Annotated in this window: 13 protein-coding genes and 1 riboswitch; of the genes, 3 read left to right on the forward strand and 10 right to left on the reverse strand. The window is 73.0% G+C overall.

Annotated elements, in window-relative coordinates; genetic code table 11:
* Positions 1-6: 6 nt before the first annotated feature.
* Together WMF33_RS34540 and WMF33_RS34545 are read left to right on the forward strand one after the other, a co-directional pair.
* Positions 7-897: a hypothetical protein gene (locus tag WMF33_RS34540; RefSeq protein ID WP_437332613.1), complete on the forward strand. Its 891-nt coding sequence runs from the start codon at positions 7-9 to the stop codon at positions 895-897.
* Positions 894-1,757, forward strand: a complete 864-nt coding sequence (locus tag WMF33_RS34545) for a hypothetical protein (protein WP_437332614.1) — start codon at positions 894-896, stop codon at positions 1,755-1,757. The genes WMF33_RS34540 and WMF33_RS34545 overlap by 4 nt, the downstream gene beginning before the upstream one ends.
* A gap of 116 nt (positions 1,758-1,873) precedes the next feature.
* On the opposite strand, the gene WMF33_RS34550 is transcribed toward WMF33_RS34545, so the two are convergent.
* The 9 genes from WMF33_RS34550 to WMF33_RS34590 all read right to left on the reverse strand — a co-directional run bounded on the left by WMF33_RS34550 (position 1,874) and on the right by WMF33_RS34590 (position 12,940).
* Complete coding sequence (locus WMF33_RS34550) at positions 1,874-3,634, reverse strand: serine/threonine-protein kinase (RefSeq protein ID WP_437332615.1); 1,761 nt, start codon at positions 3,632-3,634, stop codon at positions 1,874-1,876.
* Positions 3,635-3,906: 272 nt separating this feature from the next.
* Positions 3,907-5,118, reverse strand: a complete 1,212-nt coding sequence (locus WMF33_RS34555; protein WP_437332616.1) for an NAD(P)/FAD-dependent oxidoreductase — start codon at positions 5,116-5,118, stop codon at positions 3,907-3,909.
* A gap of 146 nt (positions 5,119-5,264) precedes the next feature.
* A complete protein-coding gene (locus WMF33_RS34560) occupies positions 5,265-6,029 on the reverse strand; it encodes a class I SAM-dependent methyltransferase (protein ID WP_437332617.1) in 765 nt (254 codons plus the stop codon).
* 78 nt (positions 6,030-6,107) lie between these two features.
* Positions 6,108-7,133 carry a dipeptidase gene (locus tag WMF33_RS34565; RefSeq protein ID WP_061624272.1) on the reverse strand — a complete coding sequence of 342 codons (1,026 nt, stop codon included), beginning with the start codon at positions 7,131-7,133 and terminating at the stop codon, positions 6,108-6,110.
* Positions 7,134-7,188: 55 nt separating this feature from the next.
* Positions 7,189-7,506, reverse strand: a complete 318-nt coding sequence (sugE, locus tag WMF33_RS34570) for a quaternary ammonium compound efflux SMR transporter SugE (RefSeq protein ID WP_061624271.1) — start codon at positions 7,504-7,506, stop codon at positions 7,189-7,191.
* 21 nt (positions 7,507-7,527) lie between these two features.
* Positions 7,528-7,592, reverse strand: a riboswitch (guanidine-III (ykkC-III) riboswitch).
* Positions 7,593-7,711: 119 nt separating this feature from the next.
* The gene (locus WMF33_RS34575; RefSeq protein ID WP_437332618.1) at positions 7,712-9,043 is read right to left on the reverse strand and encodes a pectate lyase family protein; all 1,332 of its coding nucleotides are present in this window, start codon (positions 9,041-9,043) and stop codon (positions 7,712-7,714) included.
* 565 nt (positions 9,044-9,608) lie between these two features.
* Positions 9,609-11,318 (reverse strand): recombinase family protein, encoded by a 1,710-nt coding sequence (locus WMF33_RS34580; RefSeq protein WP_437332619.1) that lies wholly within the window; start codon positions 11,316-11,318, stop codon positions 9,609-9,611.
* A gap of 378 nt (positions 11,319-11,696) precedes the next feature.
* Entirely contained in the window at positions 11,697-12,434 is a 738-nt protein-coding gene (locus WMF33_RS34585; protein WP_437332620.1) for a pyridoxine 5'-phosphate synthase, read from the reverse strand.
* A 164-nt stretch (positions 12,435-12,598) separates the two neighbouring features.
* Entirely contained in the window at positions 12,599-12,940 is a 342-nt protein-coding gene (locus WMF33_RS34590) for an SPW repeat domain-containing protein (RefSeq protein ID WP_061624268.1), read from the reverse strand.
* Between the two features lie 363 nt (positions 12,941-13,303).
* Between WMF33_RS34590 and WMF33_RS34595 the strand changes: the two genes are divergently transcribed.
* The gene (locus tag WMF33_RS34595) at positions 13,304-14,413 is read left to right on the forward strand and encodes a THUMP domain-containing class I SAM-dependent RNA methyltransferase (RefSeq protein ID WP_437332621.1); all 1,110 of its coding nucleotides are present in this window, start codon (positions 13,304-13,306) and stop codon (positions 14,411-14,413) included.
* Positions 14,414-14,464: 51 nt separating this feature from the next.
* On the opposite strand, the gene WMF33_RS34600 is transcribed toward WMF33_RS34595, so the two are convergent.
* Entirely contained in the window at positions 14,465-16,486 is a 2,022-nt protein-coding gene (locus tag WMF33_RS34600; protein ID WP_437332622.1) for a serine/threonine-protein kinase, read from the reverse strand.
* Between the last annotated feature and the right edge of the window lie 471 nt (positions 16,487-16,957).

A 16,957-nucleotide genomic window follows, 5' to 3' on the forward strand; every position in this document is an offset into this window, starting at 1 on the left:
TCCTCGATGAGCTCCACCACAGCACAGAAACCAGCGCCCCGCCGGCGCGCCGCGCTCGCCGCGGCGGGGCTCCTCGCCGCGGCGCTCGCCGCAGGGTGCGGCGCCGGGGGCGACGGCGCGACCGCGGGCAAGCGCCTCACGCTCGCGACCGAGGTCGCCGCCGACGCGGCGTCGGTCGCGCCGTTCACGAACGCGCTCGGCTGGACCGTCACGCTGTCGAAGGCGCACCTGTCGATCGGGCCGCTCTACTACTTCGAGGGCGCTCCGTTCACGGCGCGGCGCGCGGCCCCGGGCCGCGGCGGCGCGCCCTCGCTGCTCGACCGGCTCGCCCGGTGGGCCGTCCCGGAGGCGCACGCCCACCCGGGCCACTACCAGGCCGGCGAGGCGCGGGGCCAGATGGCGCAGCCCACCTCGGTCGACCTGCTGGAGGGGACGACCGCGCTCGCGGACGCGGACGCGGTGAGCGGCGTCGTGCGATCCGCGCGCTTCACGTTCGGCGCGCCGCCCGCGGGCCCCTTCGCCGCGGAGCTCGACGGGCACGTCGTCGCCCTCGAGGGCCGCGCCGAGAAGGGCGACGCCGCCCGCGTGTTCCGCGCGCGCGCCCTGGCCGCCGACGTCGCGAGCGACGTGACCGGCGAGCCGGCGGTCGAGGGGTGCGTCTTCGAGGAGGTCTACCTCGACGGGCCCGGCGTCGTGACGCTCGTGGTCAAGCCGTCGGTCTGGCTCGACCAGGTCGACTTCGAGGCCGTGGCCGAGGGCGAGGACGGCGCGCCGGCCGATCTCGAGCCGGAGAGCCAGGCCCAGCGCGGCTTCGTGCGGGGCCTCAAGAAGGGGACCGCCTACGCGCTCTCGTTCGCGCCCGGCGCGCCGCAGGAACAGAAGGAGGAGGAGCGATGAGGACCACGGGAAGCTTGTGCGCGGCGGCGCTGTCGCTCGCCGCGGCGGCGCTCGCCGGCTGCGGCGACGACGGCGCGTCGGGGACCGGGAGCGTGGCGTTCTCGACGTGGGGCGAGGAGTACATCGAGCAGGAGATCCCGGCCGCCGATCTCGAGGACGGCTGGAGCATCCGGTACGAGAAGTTCCTCTTCGTCCTCCGGAACGTGACCGTCGCCGATCGCGAGGGGAACGTCGGGGCGCGGATGGAGGGCTCGATCCTGTTCGACCACACGAAGCCCGGCGTGAAGCCGGTCGTGACGTTCGAGGGCCTCGAGGCCAGGCCCTGGGAGCGCGTCTCCTACGAGATCGGCCCGGCGGACGCGGACACCGCGCTCGACGGGGCGACGGAGGAGGACAAGGCGCTCATGCTGGCCGCGGGCGCGTCGGTGCACATCGAGGCGACCGCGCGGAAGGGCGACGGCGGCGAGGAGAAGCGCCTCGACTGGACCTTCTCGCTCGCGACGCGCTACGCCGATTGCAAGGGCGACAAGGCCGGCAAGGAGACCGAGGGCGTCCTCGTCACGAACGGCGGCACCGACACCGTCGAGCTCACGATCCACGGCGACCACTTCTTCTACGACGACCTCCAGTCCGCGGCCGCGGCGCGCCGCTTCGCGCCGATCGCCGCCGCGGACGCCGACGCCGACGGCGCCGTCACCCTGGAGGAGCTCGCCGCGGTGCGCCTCGTCGCGATCGAGGAGGGCCCCTACGGGACGGGCAGCGCCGGAGACATCGACGATCTCGGCGCCTTCGTCGCGGCGCTCTCGCGCACGCTCGGGCACTTCCGCGGCGAGGGCGAGTGCGTCTCCGTCGACCCGTGATCGGGCCGCGGGTAGTGGTCAACTTTGCCCAGAGAGAGTCCACACGAAGGCGGGAAGGCGGGAAGATCATTAAGGTTTTCTTCCCGCCTTCCCACCTTCATGTTCCAATTTGACCACTACTCGAGCGCGACCGTCGTCGAGACCTCCTGGAGCTCGTTCCCGTCGAACGCCGGCACCCGCGCGGAGCTGAGGACCATCTGCACGCAGGTCCCGGCCGGGGTCATCGCGACCCGCGGATCGATGCTGATGCGCTGCACGGCGCCCGCGGGGTTGAAGTACACCCGCGCGGTCACCGCCTTCGGCCCCTCCTTGCCCCTGCAGTGGATCGGCGCGGTCGACCCCTTGCGCTGCAGCGCGGCGTGGGCCGCGGCGTGATCGAACGGCCTCGCCGCGGTCGCCGCCGCGGTCGCTGCCGCGGTCGCGCCGCCTTCGCGCGAGGGGCGCGGGACCCTCGGCAGGAGCACCGGCACCGGCCCCTGGCGCGGGCCTGGCGGCGGCTGCTCTGCGTCCGCGCCGTCCGCCGACGCCGGCGGGCGCGCCTCGTCGCCGCGGCCGGCGCTGATCACCGTGGGGCGCGCCGGCTCGGGCAGCCGCTGCGCCACCGGGACCTCGCGCCGCGCGCGGCCCGTGGAGAACGCGAGCGCCGCCGCGGCGCCGCCGAGCAGGCCGAGGGCGAGGAGCAGCATCGGCTTCCACATGGCTGGCCTCGAGGGCGCCGGCGCCGGCGCGCTGCTCGCCAGGGCCGGCGCGCTGGCCGGCGGAAAGGACGCGCCCGGCCGCGGTCGATCCGCGGGCGGGGGGGCGGTCGACGCGCCCCCGCGGCCGCCCGCGCGCGCGTCCGCCGGGCGCTGCGCGTCCGTGGCCATCTCGGTCGGCCCGGTCATCGACAGGGACGAGGCCGTCCCCGCGGGGGTGACCGCCGCGGCGATGCCGGGCGGCGTCACCGAGATCGCGGCGCCGGGGGGGCGGACGCTGCGCGGATCGACGAAGAGCGCCGGCCCGAGCGCGTCGAACGCCTCCTGCGCCGTCTGGAAGCGCTGCGACGGCTCGCGCGCGAGGCAGCGTGCGAACCAGGCGTCGAACGGGTGCACGACGCAGCCGGCGCGCCCCAGCGCCGTCGCGCGCGTCGAGGCCGGGTCGATCGGCTCGAAGAGGATCTCGCGGAGCAGCACGGGCATCGCGGTGCCCATCGGGTCGTTCGCGGCGCGCCAGTACATGCGGCCGGTGAGCGCCGCGAAGGCGATGAGCCCGAGCGCCCACACGTCGGTCGCCGGCGTGATCTGCCCGCGCGCGTCGGTCTGCTCGGGCGCCATCCAGAGGGGCGTGCCGAGCGACGCGGTCGCCATCGTGTTCGCCTCCGCGGCGATCTTCGCGATGCCGAAGTCGAGGACCTTGACCGACCACGGCGCCGTCGCGCTGTTCGACTTCGCGAGGAAGACGTTCTGGGGCTTCATGTCGCGATGGACCACGCCCGCCCGGTGGGCGGCGCCGAGCGCGTGGCAGAGCTGCCGGAAGATCTCGTGCACGTCCTTGGGCGCGAGCAGCCCGCTGCGCTTCATGCGCTGCGCGAGGTCCTCCCCTTCGAGCAGCTCCATCGCCAGCCACGGCACGCCGCTCGCCGCGTCCACGCCGGCGCCGATCACCTGCACGATGTGATCGCTCTCGACCAGCGCGCCCACGCGCGCCTCCTGCTCGAAGCGCTCGCGCAGCCGGGTGTCCGCGCAGAGCTGCGGGTGCATGAGCTTGAGGGCGCGCAGCTTGCCGGTGCTCGCCTGCTCGGCGACGTACACGGCGCCCATGCCCCCGGCGCTGAGAGGCCGAACGATCCGGAACTCCCCGAAGAGCATCCCGACCGCCGGCTGAAGCGGCGCGATCATGGCCCGCGATGCTAGCATGCGGGTGCCTCGGGGGTGTCGCCGCTCACGGGCGCGGCTCCGTGGTGCAGCGCACACGGACGCGCCGTCGGCCGGGCGCGGCGCGCCTCGCCAGAGCGGTCTTCACCCGTCTCTGATACATGGCGTTACAGAGCGGCGGTCACCCGCACAGGAGACGGGTCCAGCTCGGCGTTTTCGGCGCGGAAGCGCACTCCAGTGCGCTGAGCACCGAAAACGTCGAGATGGGCCCGTATCCGAAGCGGGTGACCGCCGCTCTACGGCGGGAGCGACGCGACCAGGCGGTCGAGCCCGATCCGGCCGGCGACGAGCGCGCCCGTCGCCGCGGCGCGGAGCGCGTCGGGCGCCGGCTGGGGGCTGCCGGCGAAGTGGCGCATGCCGAAGCGCAGGAACGACGGCTCGCGGAGGAGGTAGCGCTCGACGCGCTCCCGCGGCGCGCCGTAGAAGGCGCGCATCGCCCGGCGCCGGAACCGGAGGTCCAGGCCGAGCAGCGATCGCTCGACCCGCCGGCCCCAGTCGCCGAACCCGAGGTCGCCGGCCTCGAGCTTCTCGGCGAGGTACGCGCCCGCGAGGGCGCCGTAGGCGATCGCCTGCGCGATGCCCTCGCCCAGCATCGGATCGATGCCCGCGGCCTCGCCGACGAGCAGGGCCGCGGGCCGCGCGATCGCGGCCCTCGGGTCGAGGCCGCGCTCGGCGAAGCGCTTCCGTCGGTAGCGGTCCGGGTCGAGGCCAAGCGCCGCGAGCCGGCTCCGGAGGACGCGCTCGGCGTCGGGGGCGGGGCGCGCCGCGCCGAGGGCGCCCTCGTGCAGCACGTACGCCCCCCGGCAGACGAGCTCGCGCCCGCCCACGATCGTGGGGAAGTCCCACAGATAGCCGGCGAACGAGCGATCCCGCATCTCGAAGTGCAGGAGGTCGCGCGCCCGGTCCCCCGCGACGGGCTCGGTGTCGACCTCGACGGCCTGCGCGCGCAGCCGGCCGAACGGCAGCCCCATCGCGCGGCGGACGACGCTGCCGACGCCGTCCGCGCCGACGACGACGCGGCCGTCGAAGTCCCCGGCCGAGCTCTCGACCCGCGCGCCGCCCGGCCCCAGCGAGGCGGCGGTGACCCGCGCCCCCTCGACGATCCGGACGCCGCGGGCGCGCGCGGCGAGCGCGAGCGCGCGATCGAACTCGACGCGCCGGACGACGCGGCCGATGTTCCCCTCGCGGAGCGCGATCTCGCCCGCCTGGAAGGCCGCGCTGACGCCGTGCACCACGACCGAGGGCACGTCGATCGTCACCCCGATCGCCGCGAGCGCCCTGTCGGCGCGCTGGCCGAGCCCGCCCGCGCAGCACTTGTCCCGCGGGTAGCGCTCCTTTTCGAGCACCACGATCCTGTCGGTGAGGGCCGGGCGATGGTGGGCGAGGAAGAGCGCCGTGCTCAGGCCCGCGGGCCCGCCGCCGACGATCACGACTTCATGCGCCGACATGGGGCGCCGCTCTAGCACGGCGCCTCGCGCCGCGGGCGCGGGATGCTCGGCGGGCGGGGCGCGCGCGGGCAGGCCGCGGGACTGGCGGGCAGGGCGCTCGCGAACAGGCGAGCTCGGCTGGCGGAGGCGCGCGTGCGCGCGGGGGCTCAGCGCCGCTCGTAGGAGGCCACCTGCGTGCGGTACGGGAAGAGGTACGCGCTCTTGCCCGCGAGCTCCGGGTGGCTCCCGGCCAGATCGCGCACCTCGTTCAGGACCGAGTACCGCTCCTTCAGGGGGAGCGCGGCGATGTAGCTGATCGAGGCGACGCGCTCGAGGAGCCCGTCGAGATCGAGCTCCTGCGAGTGGGTGAACTCGTGCTCTCCGATCGGCGCGAAGAGGCGGGTCTCGGAGAACGGCCGGCGCCACGCGCCGATCCGGTGGACCGGGGCATCGCGGCCGTAGCGGTTGAGGATGCGGGAGATGCGAGCGACCCAGTCGACCCGCTCGTCCCGCAGGTTGAAGAGCAGCGAGAGGCGCCCCCGCGGCCGGAGCACCCGGTGGAGCTCGGCGAGCGCGAGGTCGCCGTGGAACCAGTGGAACGACTGCGCGGCGACCGCGGCGTCGACCGACGCCTCGGGCAGGGGGATGGCCTCGGCCACGCCGTCCAGCAGGACGGCGGACGGGACCATCTGGCCCAGCTTGCGGCGCATCCCCTCGACCGGCTCGAGCGCGAGGAGCCGGGCGCCCGTCGGCACGAGCAGGCGCGTGAGCTTGCCGGTCCCCGCGCCGAGATCGAGCACCGTGCTTCCGGCGTCGATGCGCAGCGTGTCGAGCAGGAGCTCGATCGCGCCGCGCGGATAGTCGGGGCGCCCTTTCTCGTAAGCATCCGCTGCAGTCGCGTAGCCCTGTGCAGCGAGGCGATGGAGAGTCATGGCCTGCGTCCGCTCCGCGTGAGGATGAGTTCGACCAGCGCCGGAGGGACCACCCACCCCGACGGCCCTGTCGAGAGGCTACGCAACCGAGCGCTGCGTTGGAAGCGGATTGTCGCGCAAGATGCGCATTGCGTTGCCGCGCAGCAACTTGCCGATGACACGCTCGCTCAACCCAGCTTGGAGCAGAGCATCCGTCAAGAGCGGAAGGTGCGCGGCGTCGCGGAGCTCGCGTGTGGGAACGATGAAGCCGTCCCAATCGGATCCGAGCGCGGGGGTGTCCTCGCCGGCAACATTGATGATGTGCAGGAGGTGCTTGACGACGGGAGCGAGCCCGTTGCCGCCGAGGTAGAGCGGGCAAAAGATGACCCCGGCGCACCCGCCGCGGTCGGCGAGGGCGCGGAGCTGGTCGTCATCGATGTTGCGCCAGTGGTCGAACGCGCCGGCGACGCCGGTGTGGCTGACGATGGGAGGCCGGCGCGCGAGCGCGCACACCTCGAGGAAGCCAGCGCGGTTGATGTGCGCGAGGTCGACGATGACGCCGAGATCCTCGGCGCGGCGCACGACGTCGCGGCCGAAGGGGGTGAGGCCTTCACCGTCCCTGCGACCTCGGCCGTAGGCGGGATAACACACGTCGTTGGCGCTGAAGTGGCAGAGCCCGAGGTAGCGCACGCCGCGCCGCGCGAAGCGCTCGAGCGTGTCGAGCTCGCCCTCGAGCGCGTGCGCGCCCTCGATCCCGAGCAGCGCCGCGACGGCGCCGCGGGCCCTCGCCGCCTCGACGTCCTCGGCGGTGCGCGCCTTGACGAGGCGATCCGGCTGCGCGAGGGCGGCCTGCTCCAGGAGGTCGATCTGCTCGTCGACGACGGCGGCGAGCCCGCGCCGCTGCCCGATGGGCAGCGAGACCAGGCCGAAGAACTGCGCGCCGACGCCGCCCTCGACGAGCCGCGGGACGTCGACGTGCCCGCCCAGGGCCGCGAGCGGCAGCATCGGCTCGTGGCGCTCGTGCAGATCGTAGCCGACCCAGCGCGACCACATGAGGCTGTCGGCGTGGAGGTCGATGGCGGGGAACTGCGCGTGCAGGGCGCGGGCTTCGGGGGTTCCGTGCATGGGGAGAGGTTAGTCGAGGCGGGGCGCTCGGTCGTGCGCGCCGCGCGGCGGCGGCTCAGGAGCTCGACAGCTTGAGGCCGAGGATGGCCACGACGAGCAGCGCGAGGAACCCGAGCCTCGCGAGCGTGGCGGGCTCGCCGAAGAGGACGATGCCCGCGATCGCCGCCCCGAACGCGCCGATGCCGACCCAGACGGCGTAGGCCGTGCCGATGGGCAGGGTGCGCGAGGCGGCCTCGAGGAGGACGAGGCTCGCGACGATCGCGGAGATCGTGAGCACGGTGGGCAGGGGGCGCGTGAAGCCCTGTGTGTACTTGAGTCCGACGGCCCAGCAGACTTCGAGCAGACCTGCCAGGAACAACAACAGCCAGGACATGACGAATCTCCTCGTAATGTGGCTGCGTCGTCTTATCCTGACCGGGTACGGCGCGTCTCGTCCGGGACGCTCCCGTGGGCGCCGGGGGGGAACCTAGCAGGCGCGACGGGCCGTGCAAAGGGGCGCGGCCGACGCGGTGCGGCGCGGCTGTGGCGGCTCGGTGCGCGGGCGGTGAGCGCCGCGGCGCGCGCCGGGGCCGAGCTCGCTAGTCCGCCTCGTCGCCCTGGAACGCCACGCTGGCCTCCGCCGTGCTGATCAGCGCGGCGGCGAGCTCGTTGATGTACTCCTCGATCGCGGTGTATCCGGACGGCATCACCCGGCTGTGATCGTTTGCGTTGGAGGAGCTGAGGCCGTGCGCGCGCTCCCACGCGTCCGCCATCCCGTCGCGGTCGGCGTCGGCGGGCGCCGTCCCTGGGGTGAGCCCTTCCATCAGGTTGTTCACGTAGCGAGCGCCCCACGCGCCGTCGCGGCGCTCGATGTTCCGGAGGACGCCCTTCGTCACGACGTCGTGCGGCAGCGCGCCGGCCTGCGCGAGGACGAGCCGATAGGCGTCCTCCGCGCGGTGCGTCGTCACGGGGATGTAGCCCGGGACGTCGCGCGAGAAGTTGAACTGCGACGAGGCGCGGTACGACTCGGGCTTGTTGAGCCGGCTGAAGCTCGGGTGGAGGTACGGCTTCTGCCAGGGGTTGTCGACCACCCCCGTGAACTTGCCGGGATCGTCGATGAAGTTGTCGGCGAGGAAGTACTTGAGCCCCGCGCCGGCGCTGCCGTCGAAATAGAAGGGGATCAGCTGATCGCTCGGCCCCTTGATGTACGCGTTGCCCACGATGTTGAACTGGCCGCTCGCCCGGTTGTGGTGCACGAACCCGTGTCTGACGTTGTAGGCCACGTTGTTGCGGATATCCGCGGGGCCGTTCGCGACCGCGGGGCACCTCGCCTTGTGATGGGCGAACAGGTTGTGATGCAACGTGATCCGATGGCCGTCAGGGCCGTTGATGAGGCCGTAATTATGCACCCCCTCTGGATGCCCCGTGGTCGCCGACGACTCGATGGTGGACCACTGGACCGTGACGTCGTCTGCCTCATAGAGATCCAGGGTCTCGTCGACGCCCCAGGCGATCGAGACGTGATCGAGGATCAGCTTCGAGTTCAGGGAGAACTGCGCCCCATCGAACTGCTCTCCGGCCGAGCCGTTGTGCACGGGGCGGACTCGCAAGAATCTTACAATGACATTGTTGACCGCGTTGGAGTACCTGGAGAGCAGGCGCCCGCGCACGGTGATGCCCGCGCCCGGCGCGGTCTGGCCGGCGATCGTCACGTCTCCATTCCGGACGACGACATCCCCTTCGATCACGCCGCTCACGTCGAAGACGATGATGCGCGGCCCGCTCGCGTCGAGCGCCGCCTGCAGGCTCCCCGCCCCGCTCGATCGCAGGTTGGTGACCTTGATGACGCGCCCGCCGCGCCCGCCGGTCGCGACGGCGCCAAAGCCCTCTGCGCCGGGGAACGCCGGGAGCGCGCTCGCCGGAGCCGACATCGCGGTGAGCGCAGAGGCCGCTGCGATCGCGCAGCCGAGGCGGCGAAGCCCCTGTGCTCCAATGGAAGAACAAGTAGGAAGATATGTCATGACGTCTCGCTCCCCTTTCGTACGTCTTAACCGCAAGCCGTAGTGTGATGACCCTACAGGACCGACTTCATGAATGGCAATCGACAATTGCCCATCTGTGCGACAGGGCACATGGGAATCGATTTGGCAATTTCGTATCGCCATACGAAGCGAGCTTGGTTATCCTGCACGAGAAGCGCACGAGCGGGCTCATGGAAGACCGGCGCGCTCCCACCCGCGACGACATCGGGCACGCGGGGGCTCGAGCGCCTGAGCGGAGATTGCCAATCTTGTCGACTACGCATCTCTCGCAAAGCACGCTGCGAGACGCGGCAACACACCAGCTCTCAGAGATCGATATGCCGGCGCGGCGCATCAATTCATAGCGGCTCTAAACCAATAAAATTCGAACCACCGAGACGAGACGCCGAGACGAGATATAGAGCGGCTCTCGCCACGTCTCTCGCTCTACGTCTCTCGCTCTACGTCTCTCGCTCTACGTCTCTCGTCCCCGTCTTCCGTCTCCCGTCTTCGCTCTTCCGTGCGCGTGCGCGTGACCACGCGGACACGGTCGACAAAGCTTACCCTTCGGCCTGTCCGTACGGTGGCGCGCGTCGCCGTGCCCGCCCGCCCCACTACCGTGGAGGTCTAGCGGCACGATGTAGTGCACGCGCAGCATCGTGGTCGTCACCTCGACCTTCTCTACGAGCAGTTCCACGATCGCTCGGCGATCTTCCCAGGTGCAGCGCTCCAGCCCTCGGCGCAGCCGCTCCTTCAGCTGCCGGAGCTCGTCGACGACCTCTCGCTGCTGCAGCGCACGCCGCTGGTCGTGCTGCCCTTGCGCGAGCCGTGCCTCGCACTGCTGCTTGCTTTCGTCGAGTCGGTCTCGGCGTGCTCGAAGCTCGTCGAGCGTGATCGCTCCGGCTTGGTAAGCGTCCACCAGCCGGCTGATCGCTCCCTCCATGGCTCGCGCTTCGCGCACGAGACGTCGGCGCTCCCGCTCGTACGCCTCCAGCATCGTGTGGGCCTTATCGCGCTGCGCGTCGAGCTGGGCCGCTAGCTGCTCGGGCTCCTGGAGCCAGCGCTCCAGGTCTTGCCAGAGCACTTGCTCGACGTCCTCGGCGCGCAGCGAGGGGCGCGGGCACGGGGCGGCGTCACGCCCGTTGAACCGATCCCGCCCGCCGCAAGTGTAGTACCGGTACTCGCCGCGCCCGCCGGAATCCGTGGCGCGTCCCCACAGCGTTCGGCCACATTCAGTACAGATCAGCAGCCCCCGCAGCAGATAGGGGCGCTTAACCTGCCCCGCCGTACGCTGCCGGTTGTCGCGCAAGCGCTGCTGCACCGTGGCAAACAGCTCCGGGTCGACGAGCGCCGGCACGCTCGCACCGATCCACTGCTCTTCCGGCCGGCGCCGGAAGGACGACTTGCGCCGGCGGCGGTAGTGGCGCCGATCGCGCGGGCGCCGCGGTTCAGCGGCCTCGTACTTCTGGTGATGGGCACAGCCCACGTACACACGGTTGCGCAGCAGCCCCCCGATCGTGCTCGTCTGCCATGGCCGACCCTTGCGGCTCGCGGTCCCTTGCTCCTCGAGCCGCTGCGCAACGTGCCGCAAGGGCAGGCCCTCGTAGCCTACCCACGCGAAAATCTGGCGTACCACCGACGCTTCGCACTCCTCGACCACCACCGTGCCTGGCTGATGCCGAGCTCCCGGCAGGTATCGGTAGCCGTACGGAGGATTGGCCCACCCCGGCGGCGCGCCCGAGCGTGCCCGATGCAGCATGCCACGGCGGGTCCGGTCGAGGATCTTGGCGCGCTCGTACTCGGCGAAGACCCCGCGCATCGACAGCGCCATCCGCTCCTCGTCGGTGCGCGCAGCCCCGCCGTGGATGAAGATGAGCTCAACGCCCTTGCGCGTGAGCTCGTCAAGCACAATTTGCTGATCAACGAAGCGCCGCGCCAACCGATCCGCGTCATACATCACGACGGCGTCGAGCTGCTCCTGCGCTACGGCGTCGCGCAACGCGTCGAGCCCTGGGCGCCGAAGCGTCTCGCCCGACCAGCCATCGTCGAGGTAGCGGTGCTCCGGGTCGATCGTCGCTCCCATCGCCGCAACATGGTGGTCAATGGCCGCGACCTGCGACTCGATCGTGCGCTCTTGCTCCTGCCGGCCTGTCGAGACCCGTGCATACATCCCTATCGTGCTCATGTCCCCCTCCGCTGACGCCCGCCTCGCTGGCGCGACGGAGCAACCGCTCGACCACGAGCGCCATCCGCTCGCCCGCCGCTCGTTGCCCCACGCTCCGGCGCTCGATCTTCCACTCCTTCCCCTGATGTCTTCGCTGTCCCACCCGCAAGCCTGGAGCCCGCGAAGCGCGAGCGACGGCCCAGGAACGGAACGGCGAGCTGCCTCATCCAGTGCAGCCCGAGTTTGTCGACCGTGTCCGCGTGCGCGTGCGCGTGCGCGCTGATTCCGGGGAATCGCGCACGCGCACGCGCACGAATGACGCGCACGAAGACGGACGACGGGGACGCGAGACGGAGGACGATGTGTCCCGCGCCGCGTCAGCCCGTTCGCCGACCCCGCTTACCGCGCCTGCGCGCCGCGCCCCTCGACCGCCGCGAGGTAATCGAGCACCGACTGCTTCATGCCGACCTCGAGCGCGCGCACCACGAGGTGGTGGCCGATCGACACCTCCTGGATCTGCGGCGCCTCGCTCACGAGCGGCGCGAGGTTCTCCACGGTGAGGTCGTGCCCCGCGTTGATCCCGACCCCGGCCGCCGCGGCGGCCCTCACGGTCGCGACGATCTTGTCGAGCTCCGCGCGGTGATCGCCGCGATCGAACGCCTCCGCGTAAGGCCCGGTGTAAATCTCGATGCGATCGGCCCCCATCTCCGCGACCACCGGCACGACCGCGGGGTCCGCCTCGACGAAGAGGCTCGTCCGGATCCCCTCCTCCTTGAGCCGCTTCACCACCGGCTGCAGGACGAAGCGCCACTTCACGACGTCCCAGCCGCGGTGCGACGTGAGCTCCCCCGGCGTGACCGGGACCAGCGTGCACTGCGTCGGCCTGAGCTCGAGCGTGAGGTCCAGGAACTCCTCGCGGAGATCACCCTCGAAGTTCGTCTCGACGGTGGTGATGTGCCGAGTCACCGCCCGCGCGTCGTCCGGCGTGATGTGCCGCCGATCGGCCCGCGGGTGGATCGTGATGCCGTGCGCCCCGTAGGACACGATCCGCTGCGCGAACGAGAGGACGTTCGGGGCGTCGTGGCCCCGCGAGTTCCGCAGGAGCGCGATCTTGTTCACGTTGACGCTGAGCTTCATGGGGGCATCCTCTCGCGGGCGCGCCGCTCGCGACGCCGCTATACACGATCGACGCTGCGAGGCGAACACGCCGCGAGCCGGCCGTGGAAACGCGCCCGGCCGGCGGGGCGGCGCCGGATCGGGCGCGGCGCCCCGCCCTCGCGCGCCCCGCCGACCCACAGCCCCTAGAGCCGCGGCACGGTCGGCGCCCCCCGCACCTCCACCTCGGCCGGGACGAGCGACACGATGAGGATGCCGATGGCGACGAGCGCGCTGTTCCACACCGTCCACGCCGACAGCGCAGGTATCGACCAGGCGCTGACGAAGAGCCAGATCGCCAGGAGCGCGTTGAGGTAGCGCGCCCGGGGCGCCCAGATCGCGAGCAGGGCGAAGAGCACGCACAGCGCGCCCACCACCCAGGCGTTGGTGAACTGCCCCTGGCTGTGCCGCCAGAGGAACGCCGAGATGAACAACCAGATCCCGAGCGCGACGTTGACGCCGCGCACGGCCGCCGTCCGACGCTGCATGGCTCCCCCTCCTCTCCTGCCGCCGCGCCGGCGCCCTCCGCCGCGCAGCGCTCTCGCTCCCCGCCCGCTCGCGCCATGACGCGCGCGGGCGCCACGCCCCGGAGCGGCCCCGGGAAGGCCGAGTCCGCTCACCCCCCCTTCTGCCGAGCGCCGGCGCGTGCCTGCGCCCGGTCCACACATCAACGAGCTCGCCGAGCTCCGTGCGAATCCGGTGCCACCGCCGCGGGCCGCGCGGCCCCGCGACCGGCGCGGCTCGCCCGGCGGCGCGGCGTCCGCGGCGCCGCGGCGGCCGCTCGCGAAGGCCGCCGCGGCCGCCGTTCGTGAGGGCCAGGAGCCGGCGGTTCGGCTACAAGCCCGGTCGCCATGGACTTCTTCGCGACCGCCGCCAAAGGCACCGAGCCCGCGCTCCGCGACGAGCTCCGCGAGCTCCGATTCCGCGGCGTCCGCGCCGATCGCGGCGGGGTCCACTTCTCCGGCGCGGCGGACGAGGGCTTCCGCGCCTGCATCGAGCTCCGCACCGCCGTGCGCGTGCTCGCGGAGCTCGCGTCCTTCGACGCGCCCAGCGGGGACGCGCTCTACGAAGGCGTCTCCCGCGTCGACTGGGCCCCGTACCTGAGCCCGGTCCACACGCTCGCCGTCCGCGCCTCCTGCCGCTCGAGCGCGCTGACCCACACCCAGTTCATCGCCCAGCGGACCAAGGACGCCATCGTCGACCAGATCCGCCGCCGCGTCGGCGCGCGCCCGTCGGTCGACCTCGACGACCCGGACCTCGCCCTCTTCGTCCACCTCGTCCGCGACCGCGCGACGCTCTACGCGGACCTCGGCGGCGCCGCGCTCCACCGCCGCGGCTACCGCACGCACATCGGCGGGGCGCCGCTCAAGGAGACCCTCGCCGCCGCGCTGCTCCGCCTCTCCGGCTGGGACCGCGCCCGCCCGCTCGTCGACCCGATGTGCGGCGCCGGCACCATCGCCCTCGAGGCGGCGCTCTGGGCGCGGGACATCGCCCCCGGCCTGCGCGCGCAGCGCTTCGGCTTCGAGCGGTGGGCCTGCCACGATCACGCCGCCGCGCAGCGCACGACCGCGCTCCGCGACGCCGCCCGCGCCCGGATCCGGCCCGAGGGCCCGCCGATCCTCGCCGCCGACATCGACCCCAGCGCCGCCGAGATCACCCGCGGCAACGCCCGCATGGCCGGCGTGCAGATCGAGGTGCGCTGCCAGCCCATCGCCGCGGTCGCGCCGACGGCGCCGCCGGGCCACGTGCTGACCAACCCGCCGTACGGCGAGCGCCTCCCGGGCACGCTCGCCCTCTACCGCGACATGGCGGCCGCGCTCTCGCGGCTCGCGGGCCACCGCGTCGCCCTCCTCGCCGGCACCGAGGACATCGAGCGCGCGATGCGCCGCCGGCCGGAGCGGTCGCTCACCGTGTTCAACGGCCCGATCGAGTGCCGGCTGCTCACGTACGACATCCCCTGAAGCGCCGCTCCCGCCGCGCTGCCCCGCGCGGCGCGCGTCCGGGCGAGCGCCTCAGGAGAGCAGGCGCATCAGCAGCGCCATGGCCGCCGCCGTGAGGATCATGCCCGCGACGAAGCCGATGATGAGCCCGCGCTTGCCGGCGAGCCAGCTCGGCTCGCGCGACGGCGCGGGCGGCGCGGCGAAATCCGGCACGGTCGCGCTGCGCTCCAGGGACGCGCGCTCCGCGGCGAGCGTCGAGGCGAGCTCGAACGGCAGCGCCTCCGCCGGGGCCGCCGGCGCGGCGACCCCGGCCGCGGCCGCCCGCACCACGACGCCGGCGCTCCCGGCGCCGGCCGCGCTCGGCGCGGAGGGCGCCGGCGGGATCACCGCCTGCAGCTCGCCAGGCTGGAACGTGGGCAGCTGGCTGTCGGCCGGCGGCGGCGACGAGACCAGCCGGAGCGTGTTGGCGACGCGCTTCGTTCGCCGATCCCACGCCGCCGCGCCCGGATCGAACTGCGGGCTCTGCGGCGTCGGCGGCACCGGCGGCGTCGGCGCGGAGTCGACGCGCACGAGGCCGACCTCGGCCCGCTTCTCCGGCGTGCCCAGCCCGAAGTCCTCGGCCGAACGGAGCGTCGCCTTCACCTCGCGCCCCGGAGGCGTGAGGTCGAGCTCGTCGCCCTCGTCATAGGACGACGCCGCGTGCACGCGGACCTTCGGCGGACCGAGCAGCTCGTCGCGGCGGACCATCGTCAGCGTGCTGTCCTCGCCCGCTTCGTCGGGCGAGCTCGGCGCGGCGAGGCCGTTCCCCGAGAGCAGCGCCTCGCTCTCGCTGTGGGACCAGGACGGGAGCTGCAGCGAGATCTCCGGCACCGACTCCCCGGCCCAGCGCTGCGGCTCGGCGCCGAGCGACGGGTACACCCCCGGCGGATCGAGCGTGGGCGGGAGCTCGAGCGCCGGCGTGTGGAGCCTCGCCGGCGGCGGCGGCCCCGCCTCGGGCCCGGCCGTGCCCGAGACGAGCGTCCTGGCCGACTCGATCGACACCTCCGGCCGCGGCGCCGGGCCGGAGACCGGCGCCGACGTCGAGCTCGGCAGCGACGTGAGCGGCGGGAGCGACGACAGCGGCCCCCGCGGCAGGTCCCGCGAGAACAGCGAGCTCGGCTGGCGGCGCGAGATCGGCCCCAGCCCCACGGCCGTGTCGGGCAGATCGGCGAGCAGGGTGTGCAGCGCGTACCCGAGCTCGCGCGCCGTCTGGTGCCTGTCCGCCGGCTGCTTGGCGAGCGCCTTCACGATCAGGGCCTCGAGCCGGGGGTCGATCCCCGGCGCGGAGCTGCGCGGCGCCGGCACCGGCGCGTGGATGTGGAGCGTCGCCGTGTGGAGCGGCGTCTCCCCCTCGAACGGGAGCCGCCCCGTGACGAGCTGGAACAGCAGCACCCCGCACGTGTACAGATCCGCCCGCTGATCGACCGGCAGCAGCCCGCACTGCTCCGGAGACATGTACGCTGGCGTGCCGACGAACGTGCCCGCGCGCGTCACGACGGAGAGCGGATCGGCCTGGATCTCGGGCTCATCGCCCGACGAGGCGGTGTCGAGGATCTTGGCGATCCCGAAATCCAGCACCTTGACGCGCTCGCCGTGAGGGTGCGTCGGGTCCGGGACCACCATGATGTTCTCGGGCTTGAGGTCGCGGTGCACGACGCCCATCTCGTGGGCGACGGCGAGCGCCTCGCACACCTCCGAGAGGATGCGGACCGCCCTCGCCTGGCCGATGGCGCCGTGGCGCTCGAGGAGGACGTAGAGGTCGTCCCCGGAGAGCAGCTCCATCACGATGTAGCTGAGCGCGCCCTCGACCCCGTACTCGAAGATCTTGACGGAGTTCGGGTGCTTCACCCGCGCCGCCGCCTTCGCCTCGCGCTGGAAGCGCCGGACGAACGCGCGGTCCGCGGTGAACTCCGGGTTCATGATCTTGATCGCCACCCGGCGGGGCTCGGCGTCGCGCTCGGCGACGAAGACGCTGGCCATCCCGCCCTCGCCGAGGAAGCGGGTGATCGTGAACCGCCCGGCCACCTTGCGGCCGAGGAGAGCCTCATGCCTCATGCGCCCGGCACCCGCCCGCGCCCCTCGCGCTCGCTCGTCACCCCCCGGCCGCCGCGCTCGCCCGCTCGCGGGCCGCCGCGCCGCCCGCGCAGCAGCGCACCGCCAACAGGGCTGTCCGCGCGCCTGCGCGACCCGCGCGCTCGATGCGAGGGGGAGTGCACGCGGCGACCATACCAAAGAACGTGTCAGGGGACGACTTGTCGACCCCGGCGGCAGCCCGCCAGCGGACGCAGCCGCCGGCCAGCGCGCGATCGGCCGTCCCGACCACCGTTCCCGACCCGCGCTCCGGAGCGCCGTTCCCGACCACCGTTCCCGACCCGCGCTCGCGGCCACCGTCACCCCGGAGACGGCGCCGGCCCGAGGCCCGACCGGCGGCAGTTAACTCTTTAACGCCACCCCCGGTGCAAATGTGCGACAAGTGCTTAACTTATCGAAAGAGCTCGCCTTCGACCGTTGGCAGCGTTCTTGCCT

Origin of the sequence: Sorangium sp. So ce394 (assembly GCF_051474665.1) — a bacterium.
In the GTDB taxonomy this organism is placed as follows: domain Bacteria; phylum Myxococcota_A; class Polyangia; order Polyangiales; family Polyangiaceae; genus Sorangium; species Sorangium cellulosum_D.

What these genes read in the sequence shown, in the direction of transcription:
- WMF33_RS34540 (WP_437332613.1), top strand. Translation starts at nt 7, where the DNA reads ATGAGCTCCACCACAGCACAGAAACCAGCGCCCCGCCGGCGCGCCGCG.
- WMF33_RS34545 (WP_437332614.1), top strand. Translation starts at nt 894, where the DNA reads ATGAGGACCACGGGAAGCTTGTGCGCGGCGGCGCTGTCGCTCGCCGCG.
- WMF33_RS34550 (WP_437332615.1), bottom strand. Translation starts at nt 3,634, where the DNA reads ATGATCGCGCCGCTTCAGCCGGCGGTCGGGATGCTCTTCGGGGAGTTC.
- WMF33_RS34555 (WP_437332616.1), bottom strand. Translation starts at nt 5,118, where the DNA reads ATGTCGGCGCATGAAGTCGTGATCGTCGGCGGCGGGCCCGCGGGCCTG.
- WMF33_RS34560 (WP_437332617.1), bottom strand. Translation starts at nt 6,029, where the DNA reads ATGACTCTCCATCGCCTCGCTGCACAGGGCTACGCGACTGCAGCGGAT.
- WMF33_RS34565 (WP_061624272.1), bottom strand. Translation starts at nt 7,133, where the DNA reads ATGCACGGAACCCCCGAAGCCCGCGCCCTGCACGCGCAGTTCCCCGCC.
- sugE (WP_061624271.1), bottom strand. Translation starts at nt 7,506, where the DNA reads ATGTCCTGGCTGTTGTTGTTCCTGGCAGGTCTGCTCGAAGTCTGCTGG.
- WMF33_RS34575 (WP_437332618.1), bottom strand. Translation starts at nt 9,043, where the DNA reads ATGTCGGCTCCGGCGAGCGCGCTCCCGGCGTTCCCCGGCGCAGAGGGC.
- WMF33_RS34580 (WP_437332619.1), bottom strand. Translation starts at nt 11,318, where the DNA reads ATGAGCACGATAGGGATGTATGCACGGGTCTCGACAGGCCGGCAGGAG.
- WMF33_RS34585 (WP_437332620.1), bottom strand. Translation starts at nt 12,434, where the DNA reads ATGAAGCTCAGCGTCAACGTGAACAAGATCGCGCTCCTGCGGAACTCG.
- WMF33_RS34590 (WP_061624268.1), bottom strand. Translation starts at nt 12,940, where the DNA reads ATGCAGCGTCGGACGGCGGCCGTGCGCGGCGTCAACGTCGCGCTCGGG.
- WMF33_RS34595 (WP_437332621.1), top strand. Translation starts at nt 13,304, where the DNA reads ATGGACTTCTTCGCGACCGCCGCCAAAGGCACCGAGCCCGCGCTCCGC.
- WMF33_RS34600 (WP_437332622.1), bottom strand. Translation starts at nt 16,486, where the DNA reads ATGAGGCATGAGGCTCTCCTCGGCCGCAAGGTGGCCGGGCGGTTCACG.